14 protein-coding genes are annotated in these 16,429 nt (G+C 42.2%); 7 read left to right on the top strand and 7 right to left on the bottom strand.

The genetic code is table 11. From position 1 onward, the window contains the following. Positions 1-189: 189 nt before the first annotated feature. From AC57BQ_RS01955 to AC57BQ_RS01940, 4 genes are all read right to left on the bottom strand, one after another. Positions 190-510, bottom strand: coding sequence for a YMGG-like glycine zipper-containing protein (locus tag AC57BQ_RS01955; protein ID WP_496404673.1), 321 nt, complete (start codon positions 508-510; stop codon positions 190-192). A 104-nt stretch (positions 511-614) separates the two neighbouring features. Then, positions 615-1,424, bottom strand: a complete 810-nt coding sequence (locus AC57BQ_RS01950) for an alpha/beta fold hydrolase (protein ID WP_496404672.1) — start codon at positions 1,422-1,424, stop codon at positions 615-617. Positions 1,425-1,438: 14 nt separating this feature from the next. Next, the gene (locus tag AC57BQ_RS01945) at positions 1,439-2,755 is read right to left on the bottom strand and encodes a gluconate:H+ symporter (protein ID WP_496404671.1); all 1,317 of its coding nucleotides are present in this window, start codon (positions 2,753-2,755) and stop codon (positions 1,439-1,441) included. Positions 2,756-2,888: 133 nt separating this feature from the next. Next, entirely contained in the window at positions 2,889-4,361 is a 1,473-nt protein-coding gene (locus tag AC57BQ_RS01940) for an ATP-binding protein (RefSeq protein ID WP_496404670.1), read from the bottom strand. Positions 4,362-4,551: 190 nt separating this feature from the next. On the opposite strand from AC57BQ_RS01940, the gene AC57BQ_RS01935 reads away from it, so the two are divergent. Then, on the top strand, positions 4,552-4,917 hold the full coding sequence (locus tag AC57BQ_RS01935) for a response regulator (protein ID WP_496404669.1): 366 nt from the start codon (positions 4,552-4,554) through the stop codon (positions 4,915-4,917). 1,015 nt (positions 4,918-5,932) lie between these two features. Next, on the top strand, positions 5,933-6,301 hold the full coding sequence (locus AC57BQ_RS01930; protein WP_496404668.1) for a response regulator: 369 nt from the start codon (positions 5,933-5,935) through the stop codon (positions 6,299-6,301). Positions 6,302-6,366: 65 nt separating this feature from the next. On the opposite strand, the gene AC57BQ_RS01925 is transcribed toward AC57BQ_RS01930, so the two are convergent. The 3 genes from AC57BQ_RS01925 to AC57BQ_RS01915 form a co-directional block, all read right to left on the bottom strand. Further along, the gene (locus AC57BQ_RS01925; protein WP_496404667.1) at positions 6,367-6,738 is read right to left on the bottom strand and encodes a hypothetical protein; all 372 of its coding nucleotides are present in this window, start codon (positions 6,736-6,738) and stop codon (positions 6,367-6,369) included. Between the two features lie 72 nt (positions 6,739-6,810). Then, the gene (locus tag AC57BQ_RS01920; protein ID WP_090464037.1) at positions 6,811-7,317 is read right to left on the bottom strand and encodes a GbsR/MarR family transcriptional regulator; all 507 of its coding nucleotides are present in this window, start codon (positions 7,315-7,317) and stop codon (positions 6,811-6,813) included. 367 nt (positions 7,318-7,684) lie between these two features. Next, on the bottom strand, positions 7,685-8,830 hold the full coding sequence (locus tag AC57BQ_RS01915; RefSeq protein WP_496404666.1) for a hypothetical protein: 1,146 nt from the start codon (positions 8,828-8,830) through the stop codon (positions 7,685-7,687). Positions 8,831-9,062: 232 nt separating this feature from the next. Here AC57BQ_RS01915 and AC57BQ_RS01910 point away from each other — a divergent pair, with 232 nt between their 5' ends. The 5 genes from AC57BQ_RS01910 (at position 9,063) to AC57BQ_RS01890 (ending at position 16,353) form a co-directional block, all read left to right on the top strand. Next, positions 9,063-12,173 carry a tetratricopeptide repeat protein gene (locus tag AC57BQ_RS01910; protein ID WP_496404665.1) on the top strand — a complete coding sequence of 1,037 codons (3,111 nt, stop codon included), beginning with the start codon at positions 9,063-9,065 and terminating at the stop codon, positions 12,171-12,173. A 34-nt stretch (positions 12,174-12,207) separates the two neighbouring features. Beyond that, the gene (locus tag AC57BQ_RS01905) at positions 12,208-14,073 is read left to right on the top strand and encodes a hypothetical protein (protein ID WP_496404664.1); all 1,866 of its coding nucleotides are present in this window, start codon (positions 12,208-12,210) and stop codon (positions 14,071-14,073) included. An 83-nt stretch (positions 14,074-14,156) separates the two neighbouring features. Beyond that, positions 14,157-15,248 (top strand): HU domain-containing protein, encoded by a 1,092-nt coding sequence (locus AC57BQ_RS01900; RefSeq protein ID WP_496404663.1) that lies wholly within the window; start codon positions 14,157-14,159, stop codon positions 15,246-15,248. Further along, the gene (locus AC57BQ_RS01895) at positions 15,245-15,958 is read left to right on the top strand and encodes a MotA/TolQ/ExbB proton channel family protein (RefSeq protein WP_090464023.1); all 714 of its coding nucleotides are present in this window, start codon (positions 15,245-15,247) and stop codon (positions 15,956-15,958) included. The genes AC57BQ_RS01900 and AC57BQ_RS01895 overlap by 4 nt, the downstream gene beginning before the upstream one ends. Beyond that, positions 15,955-16,353, top strand: a complete 399-nt coding sequence (locus AC57BQ_RS01890) for an ExbD/TolR family protein (RefSeq protein ID WP_090464020.1) — start codon at positions 15,955-15,957, stop codon at positions 16,351-16,353. Before AC57BQ_RS01895 ends, AC57BQ_RS01890 begins: the two co-directional genes overlap by 4 nt. Positions 16,354-16,429 lie beyond the last annotated feature (76 nt).

The following is a 16,429-nucleotide window of genomic DNA, read 5'->3' as shown; positions in this document are numbered from 1 at the left end:
ATGCCTGTTATATTAACGCTCAAAACGGGGTTTAAATTTTCATTTCGGCTATAAAATCTCACATTATCCGTACGGCGCTTGCTGTTTTATAATACGGAACTGGCATGCCCGAAATAACAATTGCCCTTAAAATAACATAAAAAGCCCGCGGTTTATTTAAACCGCGGACTTTTTAACTATAATTAACATTTAGTGCGTGGTGGTTTTGGTATAGTGATGGTGATGCTTAGGGTGTGCCCTACGCCATGCGGCACGGCGTTTTTTCTCATCAGCACGGCGTTTTTCGTTACCGATAATGTAACCACCACCGGCACCTATGGCTCCACCAATCAATGCGCCACCTACATTATGGCCAATAAGTCCGCCCGCTACGGCACCCCCGGCACCACCTATAATGGCACCTTTACCCTGTGGACTTATACCTTTCTTTTTAGTTTGCGCCTGCGCGTTAACTGTTAGCGTTAGCAGAAACGCCACAAACAGGCAAACATATATCACTAGCTTTTTCATAAAATATGTGTTGATAAGTGTTAAAAAATTATCTCTGAACATACTCATGCAAATAGCAAGCCGCATATATAAAAAGGCCCTTTAAATAACCTAAGGATGACATTTTACTTTAGGAAAGCCAGTACAGCTGCCGAAAACTGTATAGTTCTGGATGCACTATTATGATCGCCGGGAACATAATTAAGCTTTGAACCAGGGATCAATTTATTAAGGGCAGTTTCCGATCCGTTATCATGGTCGTCGGTACCGCAAATGATCATGACGGGTATTTTTACCTTGGCCAATTCCTGCGGGCTTGTTGAGGGTTGGTATTTTTGCTGCAGGGCCAGGGCTGTCACATCAAAGGCAGGGTTACTGTGGATATAGTTGATCATACCATCCACGTCATGAAAGGTAGTATCGCCCATGAGCGCCTTGTAGGCGTGGATACGCCTGGGCCATTCCGGGTTGGTATAGGCATCGCCCATGCCACCCATTACCAGTTTCTGCACCCGCTTATCCAGCACCAGCAAGCGCGAAGCAATGATAGAGCCGCGCGAATAACCTACCACATTATATTTGGCAAGCTTAAGACTACTGGCCAATCCCATAATATCTTTTGCTTCGGCATCATTGGCGTAGCCTGCATCTGTATGGGGCTTGTCTGACCGGCCATTACCCCGTTGATCTAAAATGATCACCCGGTAACCGGCATTTAACAGATCGGTATAAAGCTGGCCTTTTTTCCAGCCTTCACCTGTACCCGAAAAGCCGTGCACCAATATCACCGGAAAACCATCGCCCTTTACCTCGTAATATATTTTTGCACCATCAACAGCAGTGTAATAATTACCCGCTGATTGCTGGGTGCGACCGTTATAAGCAGTCAGTAATAACAGTGCCAGGACATTAAGGATGATGATACTTTTTTTCATGACGATGGGATCTACTATTTTACAAACTGGTTGATGATCAAAACACCTATTAAACCAATGACCGAAACCAATGATTCCATCACCGACCATGATTTGATGGTATCCTTGATGCTCAGGTTAAAATATTCTTTATAAAGCCAGAAACCAGAATCGTTCACGTGCGAAAAAGCCAGGCTGCCTGCCCCAATAGATAGTACCATTAAATTGGGGTTCACATGGTTTTGTACCACCAACGAAGCCACAATACCCGCGGCCGTTAAACCAGCCACCGTAGCCGAACCCAAACTGATGCGGATGATAGCGGCGATAACCCAACCTAAAACAAGCGGCGGCAGGTTAAACTGCTGCAGCTGGGCAGCTATCTCGCCGCTTACACCACTGGCGGTCAACACCTCTTTAAATGCTCCCGAACCTGCGATGATCAACAAGATCAAAGCAATATCTTTAATGGCATCGGTATAGTTAACAGCCAGTTGGCTCATTGTTTTGCCCTGCTTTATGCCCAAAGTAAAGGTGGCCACAATAAGGGCAATCAGCATCACGATGGATGGATCGCCCAGAAAAGCTACCAGTTTTAACAAGCCGGGATCTTTTACGCCCAAGTATGGGAAAAACGCGGTGAGCATTAACAGCATTACGGGCAGCAGAGCGGTAAAGAAACTATTGAAGGCTCCCGGTAGTTTATCTTCGGGTAGTTCTTCAGCCCGGAAGGTAGCCAGCGGTTCTGAGGGGATCTTTTTCAGGAAACGGGCAAATACAGGTCCGGCCAGTATAATGGCGGGGATGGCTATCATCAAACCATAAATAAACGTGGTAGCCATGTTAGCATGAAACAATACCACCAATGCCGATGGAGAAGGATGCGGCGGCAAAAACCCATGCGTTACCGATAGCGACGCCAACATGGGTAAGCCTATATATACCGCCGGCAATTTGTATTTGTACACTACCGAAAATATAAGTGGTACCATCAGTACAAAACCAATACCGTAAAACAGCGGAATACCTATAATAAAGCCAGCAGTTACCAGGGCCCATTGTATATATTTTTGGCCAACGGCATTCACCAGCACTTCGGCAATTTTTTGAGCGGCACCACTTACGGCTACCAGTTTACCCAGCATAGCGCCCAGGCAAATGATAATAAGCAACTGTCCCATAATATCGCCCATGCCCTTTTGTACAGAGGCTGTAACTTTATTAATGGGGATACCCAGCATCAAACCGGCGGCAATGGATACCAAAAGAAAAGCTATAAATGGATTAACCTTTGCCCAGCTTACCAATAAAACAAGCAGGATAATACAGATCAGTATAGTTAGTAATGCCATGATTTAAAACCTTTATGTACAGGTAAGCAGCGCTGTGAAGCCAGGCCGCATTGTTAGCTGCCTAAAGTAATAACAATATTTGAGTTTCGGATTTTTATAGACAAAACCGTTACAATTAACCGGTCAGATGTTATCAAAGCAGATCCAGGTCAACCTGTAAAGGCAGCAGGAAGTAAAATTCGGCGCCTTTGCCCTCTTCGCTCTCTACAGCAATTTTCCCCTGGTGCAGCCTGATGATCTCGGCCGATAAATAAAGACCGATACCAAAGCCCGACAGTCCACGGGTATTCTCGTCTTCCACCCGGTAAAAACGTTGAAAAACATTTTGCTGATCCTGGGCTTTTAAACCCATGCCCTCATCTTTTACACTTACCCGCACATTTTCACCAAGCTTTTGGGTTGTAATGGTTATAGCACTTCCTTTGGGCGAATATTTTACTGCATTACTGATAAAATTACCAATTACCTGGGCTATCTTTTCTTTGTCGGCATTAACCGGGATAGTTTGCTCGTTTTTAAAAAACAAAACATGATCGGGGGCTATGAGCATTTTATCGGCTATCATTTCGGTAACCAATTCGTTCATATCAAAAGTTTGGGTATTGAGCTGTAGTTTACCCGATTCAATTTTTGACATATCCAGGAAACCATGAATAAGCCGGGTCATTTTGTTGACCTGGTTTTCTGATTTTTCAAGGGCGTTTATAAAAAACTCATCGCCTGCTTTTTTAGCTTTTGATGCAAGTAACTGTGTATAGGCTTTAAGCGAGGTGAGCGGGGTTTTTAATTCATGACTGGCCATGGCTATAAAATCATTTTTCATGATCTCTTCCTGTTTCCGTTTGGTAATATCAATGGTAGTGCCCAGCATCCGCAAAGGTTTATGATGTTCATCATATAAAACCTTCCCCGTTGTTCTGATCCAATGGATTGATCCATTAGCCCAAACTATACGGGTTTCAGACAAATAAATACTGCTTTTCATCGCTTCTTCAAAAGCCTTATCTACTAAATTTCTATCGTCCGGGTGTATCGAGCCGAACAGTTGCGGATAGCTTAACGTTTCATCAGGATCAAAACCAAATATTTCTGAAAGCCTTGGCGACGCGATAACCTCATTGCTTAGCAGGTCCATATCCCAGTTGGCTATCCCTGTTGCTTCAATGGCCAGGCGCAGGCGTTCTTCCGCATCCTCCAAAAGCTGCCTTGCTACTACCTGTTTGGTTACTTCGGTGGCCACAACCATCACTCCAACCATATTATTGCTCCTATCCTTAACCGGTTTATAAACAAAATCAAAGTAAAATAAATTATGATGCCCGTTACGGTTAAGTCTTATGGGGGTTTCATAACCAAAATGGATATGACCGCTTTTATAAACATCCTGTACCGGTTTTACATAAGGTAGCTGGTTGGATGGATCAAGGGCGAGGGCAAGCGGCCGGCCAATAATATCGGCCTGTTTTCCCCATAATTCCAGTATATTGGGATTAGCCGATTCGATAACAAGATTATTACCTTTTAAAAAACTGATAGCTACGGGAGCCTGTATGATCAGGTCATCAACGCTTTGCCTTACAGCTATATTTTGATCTTTATTTTTCAAAACATTAATTAAAACAAAAAATAAATCAGGATCGGCCTTTTTTTCTGACTCAATGATATAAAAAATAGTTAAGTTTGCATGTTATTTACCCAATAAAGTTTTTAGCCCAACCCATAGCATTTTTGCTTGCTATATATTAGTTTTACATACTTGAGTACCTTTTCAGCCTTTTCACTTTTTAATATTTTTTATGTCAAAACGTATTTTAGTATTGGATGATAATCAGGACATATTAGATATTGTACATGAAACCCTTACTTATGAACAGTTTGAGGTAAAAAGTACTTCCAACAGCCTTGAGGTATTGCCTTTGATGGAACAGTTTCTTCCAGATCTGGTTATACTGGATTACCGGGTTTCTGGTACCACAGGTGGTGAAATCTGCAAAAGTATCAAGCTACATAGCAAATTCAATAACATACCGGTTATCATATTTTCTGCATATCTGAATAACGATGATCACTTACTCAATTACGGTTGTGATGGTGTTATCAATAAACCTTTTGATCTTTCTGAACTGGTTGAAAAAGTTAATAATCTCATAAAAACTGCTTAAATACAAGCTTCCTATCTGCTTCCTGGTTGTGATTTTATCACCTCCCGTGTTTGTGTTTTTCTAAACAATCGTAAATCAGCTTTTCAAGCCTTCCGGTAATCATTAACATACAAATAAAAAACATTCTCCAAAATGTCATTTTATTGCCACATCTGCTAAAATTTAACCTTAAAAATCACATTTAACTAATAATCAAGCAATCGGGTTAAAATATTGATAATTATTATTAGATTTGTTTTACAGGCGTTAACGAATATTGATATACAACAAACCCCGAATCGTATATGGTTATTCCAGCAAATTCTATTGAATCTATAAGGTCGCAAAGTAAAAAGCTGCCCTTATGCCCTAAGTGTAAAACTCAGCTAGACGACCGTATTCCAAGAGGTTTTTTTGTAAAAAACTTATTTTTCTTCATTCCGCTAAAACGTTATATCTGCTATAGATGCCAGCGTAAACGTTATATCTTGCAATAATTAACCAACATATTATTTTTCCTTACTTTAAATTAATACAAACATACCTATTAGTAGGTTTTTATTAATTAACACCTTACATTCATAATTGGTATTGTAATTTGCGCACTATTTTATTTATAGTGACCGACCTAAATTCAAGTATCAAGAGAAAAAAAAAGTATCACTGCACAAAATGTGGTGAGCCGTTCCATTTCCAATTAAAAAGAAACTGGTTTGTAAAAAGAGTATTGTATTTTTTGCCTGTTCGAAAGTACTTCTGCGCTAAATGTAAGAAAGCATCTTATGTTTTTGTAGATAAGTCGCACCCTTAATCATGATCATGGCAAGTGTTTATTTAAACAGGCATTAAAAACCTGTTTAAATTTCATTTAATACCTTTCACGAAAAAAAATCGCTTTATTATTAAGTATAAACAGCAATATTAAACTGTACTTTAGATACTTAACTATTACTTTGGTACAAGAATTGCTAAACTCAACACAGCTTGCTTTTTTACTATCTGGAAGCAATTTGAGGACGATACTTAAAGATAAAATATGAGACGGATATTAGCGGTTGATGACGACAGTGACATACTGGAGGTTTTACAATACATATTAGAAGATTCTGGCTATGAGGTAATAACTCTGGCAGATGGGCATTATCTTTTTGATAAAATAAAAGAAAGCCAGCCCGATCTTATATTATTAGACATTATGCTGGGCAATTTAGACGGCCGCGACCTTTGTAAAAGCGTTAAAGCCCGCATAGAAACACATGATATACCTGTTATATTGATATCAGCCAGTCATGAGGTTTCCAAAACACTAAACCAAATTGGCGCCCCCGACGATTTTATAGCCAAGCCTTTTGATATTGACGTTTTGCTCAGGAGCATTAACCGGCAGTTGGATAGCGCCGCTTAAACTATATAAAAAAGCGGGCTGCTTAATTAAGCAGCCCGCTTTTGCTTTTAACATCACTAAAGTGCTCAGGCATTAATATTAAATGCCTTCTCTCTTTTGGCCCGGTTGCGCAGTTTGAAAAACACAATCAGGTTCATAAAGTGCATACCACCCAGTATCAGGATGATCCATCCTACTTTATAGCTTAAAACTTCTACCACTACCTGTGCGCTGGCAATGTTACCCGTTTCTTTCAGGGCCAGGCTCATGTAGCCTATGTTCACCAGGTAAAACCCTACTACCAGCAATTTATTTACAGAATCGGCCAGTTCATTGTTGCCGTGAAAAATATCCACTAAAAATATACGCCCGTTTTTAAACAGCACTTTGGCCACCCATACGGTTAATGCTATGCTTACCAGCAGGTAAACAACATAAGTTAAAATAAAGTAGTTCATGATTGTGATTATTTATGTGTTATTATTTATTGAATTTTCAGTAAAAATTGAAATTTATTAATAAAAAAAATATTACTTGAATATTTTAAATATCGAACCAAAAAACCAGTTCTCTTCAGCCTTTAGCATCGTGTCTAAAGTTTTGTTCACATTATTGGCCAGCCTGCTAATGTCGGTTACCGATGAATGGAAAGCTTTAAAGGCTGGGTCTTTTTTATCCCCCTTTACCTCCGTTAGCTGACCTAATATTTTGATCACCGGGTCAAGCTCCCGTTTTTTGCGCTCCTCGGCAACCCGCCTGGCAATTATCCAGGTATCTTTTTCGGCATAAAAGTATTCCTTACGCTCGCCGGTTTTATGTTGTTTTTCAACCAGGCCCCAGTCTATCAGATCGCGCAGGGTCATATTGGCATTACCACGTGATATACTTAGCTCGGCCATTACTTCCTCGGTAGTTAAAGCCTCCGGCGAAACCAGCAGCAAGGCGTGTACCTGGGCCATGGTGCGGTTAATCCCCCACTCCGACCCCAGTTTACCCCAGGCTTCAATAAATTTCAGCTTTGCTTCTGCCAGTTCCATATACAAATATAAATAACTTTTTAAACTTTCAAAAATAAATGAAAGATTATTTGAAAATTTAGTATATCGGATGTTCGATTTCGGATTTAGAAGGTTTGTCATGCTGAGCGCAGCGAAGTATCTATTGTACAGCATGCATCGCGAAGAAGATCCTTGGTTTCGTCGCAAAACGCAAATCGACCAAAACGCGTCATTGCGAGGCACGAAGCAATCTCTATGCTATACAGAGCATATCTGCATAATTGACCTGCCTATTCAGAGATTATTAATATTGTGTTTGTTTTTATAGGTATTAATGAGCTCCCTCCGGTCGGTTGTCTTCGTGCCTCGCAATGACGCGCGGGGATATTTTCCTCCAACCCACAACTCACCTCTCATTCCTCACAGCCTTCAGCTCCTTGTCTATTTTTTCATTCCATTCCTCCTGAGCGGCTATATTCATACCGTGGGCGGTTTCTGCATCGTACTGCTCCTGCATTACGTTCATTTCATGGTACGATTCCAGGTAATCTACATTAATGGGGCCATCATAATTATCTACCGGGAGTTTTTCCGCTTTCAGTTTTTGTTTAAACCGTTCTATAATGATCTTTACAATATCAAAATGCCGCTGTTCATGATTCAGGCTGTAAGCGTTTTTGCTATCATCTTTTACCCAGCAGGCGCTTTTGGGTACAAAGGCTTTAGTGCTCAGGTGCACGTGAATAATGCTTTTACTTACCTCTACATCTTCATTATAACCAATGCTGGGCAAAACCTCGGCTCCAAACCGGCTATTGCGGAGTGGCGTGGCCTTAAAATCATCCCACTGCAAGGGCCGCTTAGGCGAGTAATAGATGGTGTCCCCTTCCGGTTGTTCGGTATAATCTGTAAAAGTGATCTTTACATCCCGGGCCAGTTTAATGTTGGTACCAGCCTCTTTATTTATCCAGGTGTTAAAAAAAGTGAGGCTATACTCCAGCGCGTGGCGTAATACCATTTCGATGTCGACTTCCTGGTTAACATACCGATTGTAACCTGCGCTGCCATTGTAATTGGTAAGATGGATATTTTGATCGTCCTTTTGCAGGTAAAAGGATAGCGACACTTTTACTTTGCCTTCTACGCGATTACCTGGCAGGGCTGTTTCATCAAGCCTGAGTTGTTCCATATGGATAATGATCGGTCTTAAGGTTTTGTCGGGCGGCAGAGCAACAGTTACAAACTGTTTTATGGCGGCTAATGCCCCTCCTTTAAGGTCAACCGTATATTTTCCCGGGTTACCTGGGCCGGGTGGCAATAACCAGGCTACGGCGTTGCGATCGGCGCGGTTGTCTGTTATACCGGCCACATAAAATTCTTTGGCCGTTATGGGCAAACGTTCGTTATTTAAAACAAGCGGACCTGTTACTTTCTGGGCCTTTAAAACCGGTGATGAAGCTAAAATAATGAATAACAACAGCTTAACCTGCAAGCCTACCTGGCGCCAAAAACAGGCCGTAAACAGCATAACCAATACAACACCACTTATCATACTATATAATGCATAATGTTCAAATAAATTGCCCGTAAGTGTAGTATTTGGTTACCTTTGGCCATCGATGCCAGTGCTATGGTTTTTGTTCAACAATTTTAAAGTTTTCCACACACATATTGTCTTAAGTATTACCTTCGTTAATTAAACGTGTTATCCACATTTGTTAATTACTTATGTTAATAGCTCTTTTTCGTTTCGCTAATTTAGCACCATCGTTAGTATGCGCTTTATGATCAAAATAAAATACATTTCCCTGTTAATCCCCGTATTTATTGTTTCAACGGCCAGCGCGCAGCAAAGTCCATCCTTCCAGGTATACCGTACTTATCATACCGCTATGGACCTGATGGACAAGGGCAAATTTGCCTCCGCTGCCGAGCAATTCCGCTCCGTTGAAGCCTCACGCCTTAAAACAGCAACCCAACCCCAGTTTGAATCGGAACTGTCGATGGTAAAAGAAAACAGCCAGTACTACGAGGCTTTTTGCGCCCTTAACCTGGGCAACGATGATGCCGAAAGCATGTTTTTGCGCTTTATTAAGGAGCATCCCGAAAATCCGTTAACCAAGCTGGCTTATTTCCAGATCGGTAAATCGTATTTTAAACAAGGTAAATATGAGGATGCTATCCGCTGGTTTGATAAAGTACAGGCCGGTGAGCTTAACGGGCATGATAATACTGAATATAAATTCCGTAAGGGCTACGCTTATTTCTCCCTTAAAGATTACAAGAATGCCCAATTGCTTTTTGCCGAAGTAAAAAACAAACGGTCGGAGTATACGGAGGATGCCACCTACTATTTTGCGTACATAGCTTACCTCAACAAAGATTATCACCTGGCGCTGGCCAATTTTGAAAAGCTCAAGAACTCCAAAAAATACGAACGCAGTTACCCTTATTATATATCGGCGGTTTACTTTTTAGATAAACGTTATGACGATGTGCTGAGCTACGCGGTTCCTATTGTAAACAGCACCCGCCAAGAGCATGAAACCGAAATGCTGCGCATTATTGCCGCATCATATTTTGCCAAAGCCGATTATGATAACGCGGTTAAATATTACGACCGTTTCCAGAATGGCGATCAGGGCAAAACCCAAAACACGCAGGATAGCTACCAGATCGGTTACACCTATTACAAGGTGGGCAACTACGCGAAATCCGCCGCTGAGCTGGAGCGTTTAATAGAACAGGGCGACGTGTACAGCCAAAGCGGTAACTACACACTGGGTGATGTTTTCCTGAAAATGAACAACAAACAAAGCGCACGTAACGCGTTTTTGGCTGCTTCAAAACTAACTTACGACAAGCAATTACAGGAAGATGCTTTATATGAATACGCCAAACTATCTTACGAGCTTGATTTTAATACCGAAGCGCTGGCGGCTACCCGTTTGTATTTAAAGAATTATCCACGTTCTCGCCGTAACGACGAGGTGAAGGTATTGCTTGGTGAAGAGTTATTGAACTCCCGCAATTATAAAGAAGCTGTGGAGATACTGGAGCCGATACCCAACAAATCAGAAAGCGCACAGATAGCTTACCAGAAAGTAACTTATTACCGCGGTTTGGAGTTTTACAATGAGCGTGCTTTTGAAAATGCCATCGGTATTTTCCTGCGTTCGTTAAAAAATCCGGTTGATCCTAAAACACAGGCTTTGACCACTTACTGGATGGCCGAGGCTATGTATGAGGTGCGTAAATACGGTGAATCTGTTGAGAATTTTGAGCTGTTTTTAAGCATGCCTGAGGCTAAACAAACCGATCTGGGCAACTACGCCAATTATGCGCTGGCCTACGCTGCCTTTTATGGCGAGCAATATAAAAAAGCGGCCAATTACTTTGAAAAATTCCTTCGGGGCGATGTAAAAGATAAAAACACCGAGAACGATGCCATAACCAGGCTGGGTGATAGCTATTTTGTATTGAAAAGCTATAGTACCGCGCTTGATTATTACAACCGCATCATAGCCATGCACAACCAGGGCGAAGATTACGCTTTGTTTCAACGCGGTATGATACAAGGTTTACAGGGCTCGTTGGATATCAAGATCGCTACGATGAATGATGTGCTGAACACATTCCCGAACTCGGATTATGCAGATGATGCCTCTTTCGAGATAGCGTATACCTACTTCTTGAAAAATGATGGAGATAAAGCCAAAACCGATCTGAATGCCATGATTCAGAAGTACCCGCACAGCAGTTATGTACCGCGGGCACTGGTTACCATTGGTTTGATCGACTACAATGCCAACCATGACGACCTGGCGATAGAATCATTCAAAAAAGTAGTTGCCGATTACTCGTCTACCGACGAAGCCAAACAATCGCTCAAACAAATTGAAAAAATATATACCGATAAAGGCGATGCCCAAACGTTTATCAATTACGCGGGTACAACATCTATTGGTAACTATACCACCTCGCAACAGGAAGATCTGATGATCACTGCTGCCAATAACCTTTATTTAAAAGGCGACTGGCAGGGTGCAGTAGGCGCGGTTAACGCCTATTTGGATAAGTTCCCGAGCAAACAGATCTACGAAAAACAAGCCAGGTTTATCAGGGCTCAAAGCTTGGTTAACCTGAACAGATCACAGGAAGCGGTGGTTGATTATAACATTATCCTGAACGACTGGACAAGCGCTTATACCGAGAAATCATTGATCAGCATGGCTAAGCTGTACATTTCGCAGAAAAAGTATAACGAGGCCATCGTATTCCTGAAAAAACTGGAAACCAACGCCGAGTTTAAAGAGGATTACTCCTTCGCTATCAATAACCTGATGCTTTGCTACGCGCAAATGAACATGCCTGATGACGTGCTGAACTACGTGAAACAGATCAGAGGTAATGACAAGGCAGCCCAGGAAGATAAATTCCGTACTGGTTTATATGCCGGTGAAGCCTATCTGCAAAAAGGCGATACCACCGCCGCGGTTAAAGAGTTTGATTACACCGTAACCAACACCAAAACCGTAGCCGCTGCCGAAGCCAAATACAACATTGCCAATGTGGAGTACTTAAAAGGCAGGTACAAAACATCACAAAAAATGTGTTTCGACCTGGCTAAAGAAATGCCAAACTACGATTATTGGGTAGCCAAAACCTATATTTTGCTGGCCGATAACTACGTGAAGTTAAAAGATAACTTCCAGGCCAAAGCCACGCTGCAAAGTATCATTGAAAATTATAAAGGTAATGACGATATACTATCGACAGCTAAACAAAAGCTGGGCGTATTAACGGGCAAACCTGTAAAAATAGAGGCCCCTGCACCAGATACAAGTGATAATAAACCGGCCCCGGCGGATACTACCAAAACCGGTCAAAACTAACAGGATGGCAAAGAATAATATAAAAAGACAAGCAATGAAATTAAAATACGTCTATACGCTGCTTACCTTAATAATAGCATTATACTTTGTCCCTGCACAAGCGCAAACAAAGAAACCGACAAAAAAGGCTACCACAAAAACCGCTGCGAAAAAGGCTCCGGCAAAAAAAGCTGCTGCAAAACCGGCAGCCAAAAAACCTGTTGCAAAAACCACCGCACCTAAAAAAGCAACCTCAAAAAACTTAGGTGATGCGGCGGCAAAATCTGCTGCTGATACTACCAAAAAAGGTGGTAATGGCAACAACGCTGATAATGGCGGCAGTCTTTCTGAAGAGATCGTGGTAACCACTGCTTACAAACCAGTACTGGCCGACGCGGTAAAAATACGCCGTAATCCCGACCTGGAAGATAAAGCTCCTTTTAAAGCCCCTTTGGTATACGCCCCACTTGATAAAAGACAGGAACAAAACTCCGAGATCAGGCAGTTGGAAGCTATGAAAAGACCGCCTGAACAGGACTCTGTTTTACTAAACAATTATGTTAAAGTAGGCGCCGGAAACATGAAATCGCTTTTTGGCGAAGCATATTTTTCCAACGGTCGCGATGAAGCATTGCAGGTTGGCGGATACCTGAAACATTTTTCGCAATCAGGGTCATTAGAAAAACAAAGTCAGAGCAAGGACGATGTAGGCGTATTTGGCAAAAGCATCCTGGGCGATAATAACATCAGCGGTCGCATTACTTATAACCGCCTGGGTACCAATTTTTATGGATATGATCAATCTGTTCCCCCGGCCAGCACATTTGTACCCGGCAAGCAACATTTTAACACCATTGGCGCCGAAGCCGAACTGGCCAAGAACTATAAAGACGTAGAGAACGATTTTACCTATGCCCTGAAAATAAAAGGTTATGCCTTTAGCAACGCCTACCAGGCCAGAGAAAACAACATCGTGATCTCGGGCTTTATCAATCAAACTGTAAAGCAGTTTTATGCCGGCTTAAGCGGCTCGGTCGATCTGAATTCGCAGAAGGATAGTCTTTACAAACTCAGCAATAATATTTTACGCTTAAACCCTTACATCAAATTCCAGGGTACCAATTATAAAATTGACGCGGGTGTAAACATCGAGAAGGAGTTTGGCGACTTTGGCAAGTTCTACATTTTCCCTGCCGCTAAATTAGAGGTACAGGTGATCCCGAAATATGTGCGTTTGTTTGTAGAAGCCAAAGGCGATATCAACCGGACATCTTTACATGACCTGGCTTACATCAACCCCTTCCTCGGTCAAAATATCGACATCAAAAACTCGGTTGATCAGCTGGATATCAGCGCGGGCTTAAAAGGCACCCTTGCTCCCGGCTTAAGCTTTAAGGCCTCCGTGTTCCGCAACAGCATTAAAAACATGCCGTTACTGGTTAGCAATTTCGACGCCGAAGTAAACAAGTTCAAGGTGATATATGACGATGGCAAAGCGCGCGTGAATGGCTTTAACGGCGAGCTTGATTTTAAAGCCAGTGATGATTTTAACATCTTTGGCCGTGTAGAGATCAAAGATTACCAGATGGCATCAGAAGCACAGCCCTGGAACCTGCCTAAATTTTTGTTAACCGCCGGTACAGCTATCAATATCAATAGCCAGGTAAGCATTACGGGTTCGTTATTGTTCCGCGGATCAACAAACGACAGGGTATTTACAACTGCTGGTGGTACATCAACTTTGGTTCAGAAACCGATAGCCTCATTTGCCGATTTAAGCGGCGGCGTTCAATACAAGGCTACCCGTCAAATAACCGTATTTGTACAGGCTAATAACATTTTAAGCACCAGTTATCAAAACTGGTTATACTATCCTAACTACGGATTTAATATCTTTGGCGGCGTTGGGTATTCGTTTTAAACTATATGCCTAAAGGCCCTCCCCTTTGGGGAGGGTTGGGTGGGGCTCTTTTGATGTTTTATAATTAACCGTATTTTTAGCGAATGGATATAGCCAATTATTTAAGCGAACTGTTAGGCCGGCATGGCAAAGTAGGTGTGCCGGGTCTCGGTTTTTTTACACAGGAACGTGTAAATGGTTATTATAACAGCGCCGAAGGCAAGCTATATCCACCCGGTTACCAGGTACAATTCAGCTCCGAACCGTTTGACGATGATACGTTGGTGGAGCATATCGCTCAAAAGAAAAATATCTCGCTGGCATCATCCAAATACTTTACCGAAAAATATATTACGGGCCTAAAACAAGATGTGGTTTTAAAGCAAGTCCCTTTTGCTAACCTGGGTTGGTTTTATATGAACAACGGGGAGATAGCTTTTAAACCCGCCGAAAATCATAACGAAGGTCCTGAGTTTTATGGCCTCGCGCCAATAGCTATCAAAAAGCTTAACCAGGAGACCGGAAGTCCGGAAGTCGGGACGTCCGAAAGTCCTGCCGCTCAGCCGCTGCCTTTCACGGTAGCTCCACAAGAGCCCGTTGTTACTCCACCTGCGCCAACGGCCGATCAGCCCGAGGTATATGAAGAGGAAGAAACTGAAGAAAGAACCCGTTCAGCCAATCCATGGATTATCGCCCTTATTATTCTGGTGGTTATTGGGGTGGCAGCATTCGCGCTTTATAAATATAACCCGGCATTATTCAATTTTACCAAACAACCGGCAAAATCTGGTGCCGAACAAGCCCAAACACAACCCGCTGCCAAAACAGATAGCGTTGATAATGATAGCAATAAAACAGCTCCCCCGCTTTTAGATACAGCATCAAAGGCAATTTCTAAACCCGATACGGCGTTAAAGAAAACAGTGGCTGCTGCCGATACCACCGCCAAACCTGAATTTGTGATATTTGCCGGTTCATTTAAAACCCAGACCAAAAGTAATCTGGCTGTTAAAATTTACAAAAGCGTTGGTGTTGATGCCCGCGCATGGCATGGCCCAGGTTCTGGTAAGTATATTAAAATAATCATTGGCAGTTTTGCCACATCTGCTGAGGCAGAAGCCGAAAGACTTAAATTAATAAAAGAAAAAAAAATAAGCAAACTCTCATACAGCCAAGAAATTAACGAAAAGAAATGACATTATTATTGATACAGCAGATAGCAGATACCGCGAAACACCTGGCAGACACCGCAGGTCACATTACACAACCCATCACCACACAACCCGAAGAGCTGCGTTTTGGCGATCTATTGATCAAAGGTGGCTGGGTAATGGTTCCCATAGGTATTTTGGCTGTTTTAGGTTTAGTGATATTTTTCGAACGTTATTTTACTATCCGAAAAGCATCAAAGAACGAAGCCAACCTGATGCTGCAGGTACGCGCCAGTATCCATTCGGGCAACCTGGAATCGGCCATAGCGCTTTGCCGCAATAATAATTCGCCGCTGGGCCGCATGCTGCAAAAAGGTTTGCTGCGTATCGGTCGCCCTATTAAAGATATCGAAGGCGCTATCGAAAACGTAGGTAAGCTGGAAGTATCTAAACTGGAGAAGAACATCGGTATCCTGGGCATTGTAGCGGGTATTGCGCCCATGTTTGGCTTCCTGGGTACTATTGCCGGGGTAATCAAGATCTTTTATGATATATCAAAAACAGATAACATCAGTATGGGCGTTATTTCTGGTGGTTTATATGTAAAAATGGTGACATCCGCCGCCGGTTTGATGGTAGGTATTGTGGCTTACGTATGTTACCATATTTTGAATATGATGGTTGATAAGGTAATTTTGAGCCTGGAAACTGATGCTATTGAATTTATTGACCTGTTAGAGGAGCCGAGCAAATGAATTTAAGAAAAAGACATAGAGGTGCATCGGCAGAGGTTCATACATCGGCCATGAACGACATCATGTTCTTCCTGCTTTTGTTCTTCCTCATCGCCTCTACAGTTACCAACCCAAACGTGATCAAACTGGTACTGCCCAAATCGTCAAGCGGGCAATCGGTATCAAAAAAAACCATTACAGTATCGGTAACTAAAGATCTGAAGTACTACGTCGACAAAAAGGAAGTTCCGGTAGATGCCCTGCAAACTACCTTATCCGGATATAAAACCCTGGCTACAGAACTCACCATAGTTTTATATGTCGATAAAACCGTAGCCATACAGGATGTGGTACAGGTAATGGATATAGCACAAAAATTAAACATCAAACTGGTTCTGGCAACGGAACCTAAATAGTATCAAGTAACTAGTATCAAGTATCACGACCTCAAAAAGGTTAATTTCCCAAAAAATCTTGATACTTGATACTAAC

It is taken from the genome of Mucilaginibacter sp. BGA-UO-ETr-C110 (assembly GCF_059567985.1).
This window is presented reverse-complemented; position numbering and strand designations above follow the sequence as displayed.

Bases quoted from the DNA above. Each gene is read 5' to 3' on its own strand.
- AC57BQ_RS01955 (WP_496404673.1), bottom strand. From the start codon at position 510: ATGAAAAAGCTAGTGATATATGTTTGCCTGTTTGTGGCGTTTCTGCTA.
- AC57BQ_RS01950 (WP_496404672.1), bottom strand. From the start codon at position 1,424: ATGAAAAAAAGTATCATCATCCTTAATGTCCTGGCACTGTTATTACTG.
- AC57BQ_RS01945 (WP_496404671.1), bottom strand. From the start codon at position 2,755: ATGGCATTACTAACTATACTGATCTGTATTATCCTGCTTGTTTTATTG.
- AC57BQ_RS01935 (WP_496404669.1), top strand. From the start codon at position 4,552: ATGTCAAAACGTATTTTAGTATTGGATGATAATCAGGACATATTAGAT.
- AC57BQ_RS01930 (WP_496404668.1), top strand. From the start codon at position 5,933: ATGAGACGGATATTAGCGGTTGATGACGACAGTGACATACTGGAGGTT.
- AC57BQ_RS01925 (WP_496404667.1), bottom strand. From the start codon at position 6,738: ATGAACTACTTTATTTTAACTTATGTTGTTTACCTGCTGGTAAGCATA.
- AC57BQ_RS01920 (WP_090464037.1), bottom strand. From the start codon at position 7,317: ATGGAACTGGCAGAAGCAAAGCTGAAATTTATTGAAGCCTGGGGTAAA.
- AC57BQ_RS01915 (WP_496404666.1), bottom strand. From the start codon at position 8,830: ATGATAAGTGGTGTTGTATTGGTTATGCTGTTTACGGCCTGTTTTTGG.
- AC57BQ_RS01910 (WP_496404665.1), top strand. From the start codon at position 9,063: ATGATCAAAATAAAATACATTTCCCTGTTAATCCCCGTATTTATTGTT.
- AC57BQ_RS01905 (WP_496404664.1), top strand. From the start codon at position 12,208: ATGAAATTAAAATACGTCTATACGCTGCTTACCTTAATAATAGCATTA.
- AC57BQ_RS01900 (WP_496404663.1), top strand. From the start codon at position 14,157: ATGGATATAGCCAATTATTTAAGCGAACTGTTAGGCCGGCATGGCAAA.
- AC57BQ_RS01895 (WP_090464023.1), top strand. From the start codon at position 15,245: ATGACATTATTATTGATACAGCAGATAGCAGATACCGCGAAACACCTG.
- AC57BQ_RS01890 (WP_090464020.1), top strand. From the start codon at position 15,955: ATGAATTTAAGAAAAAGACATAGAGGTGCATCGGCAGAGGTTCATACA.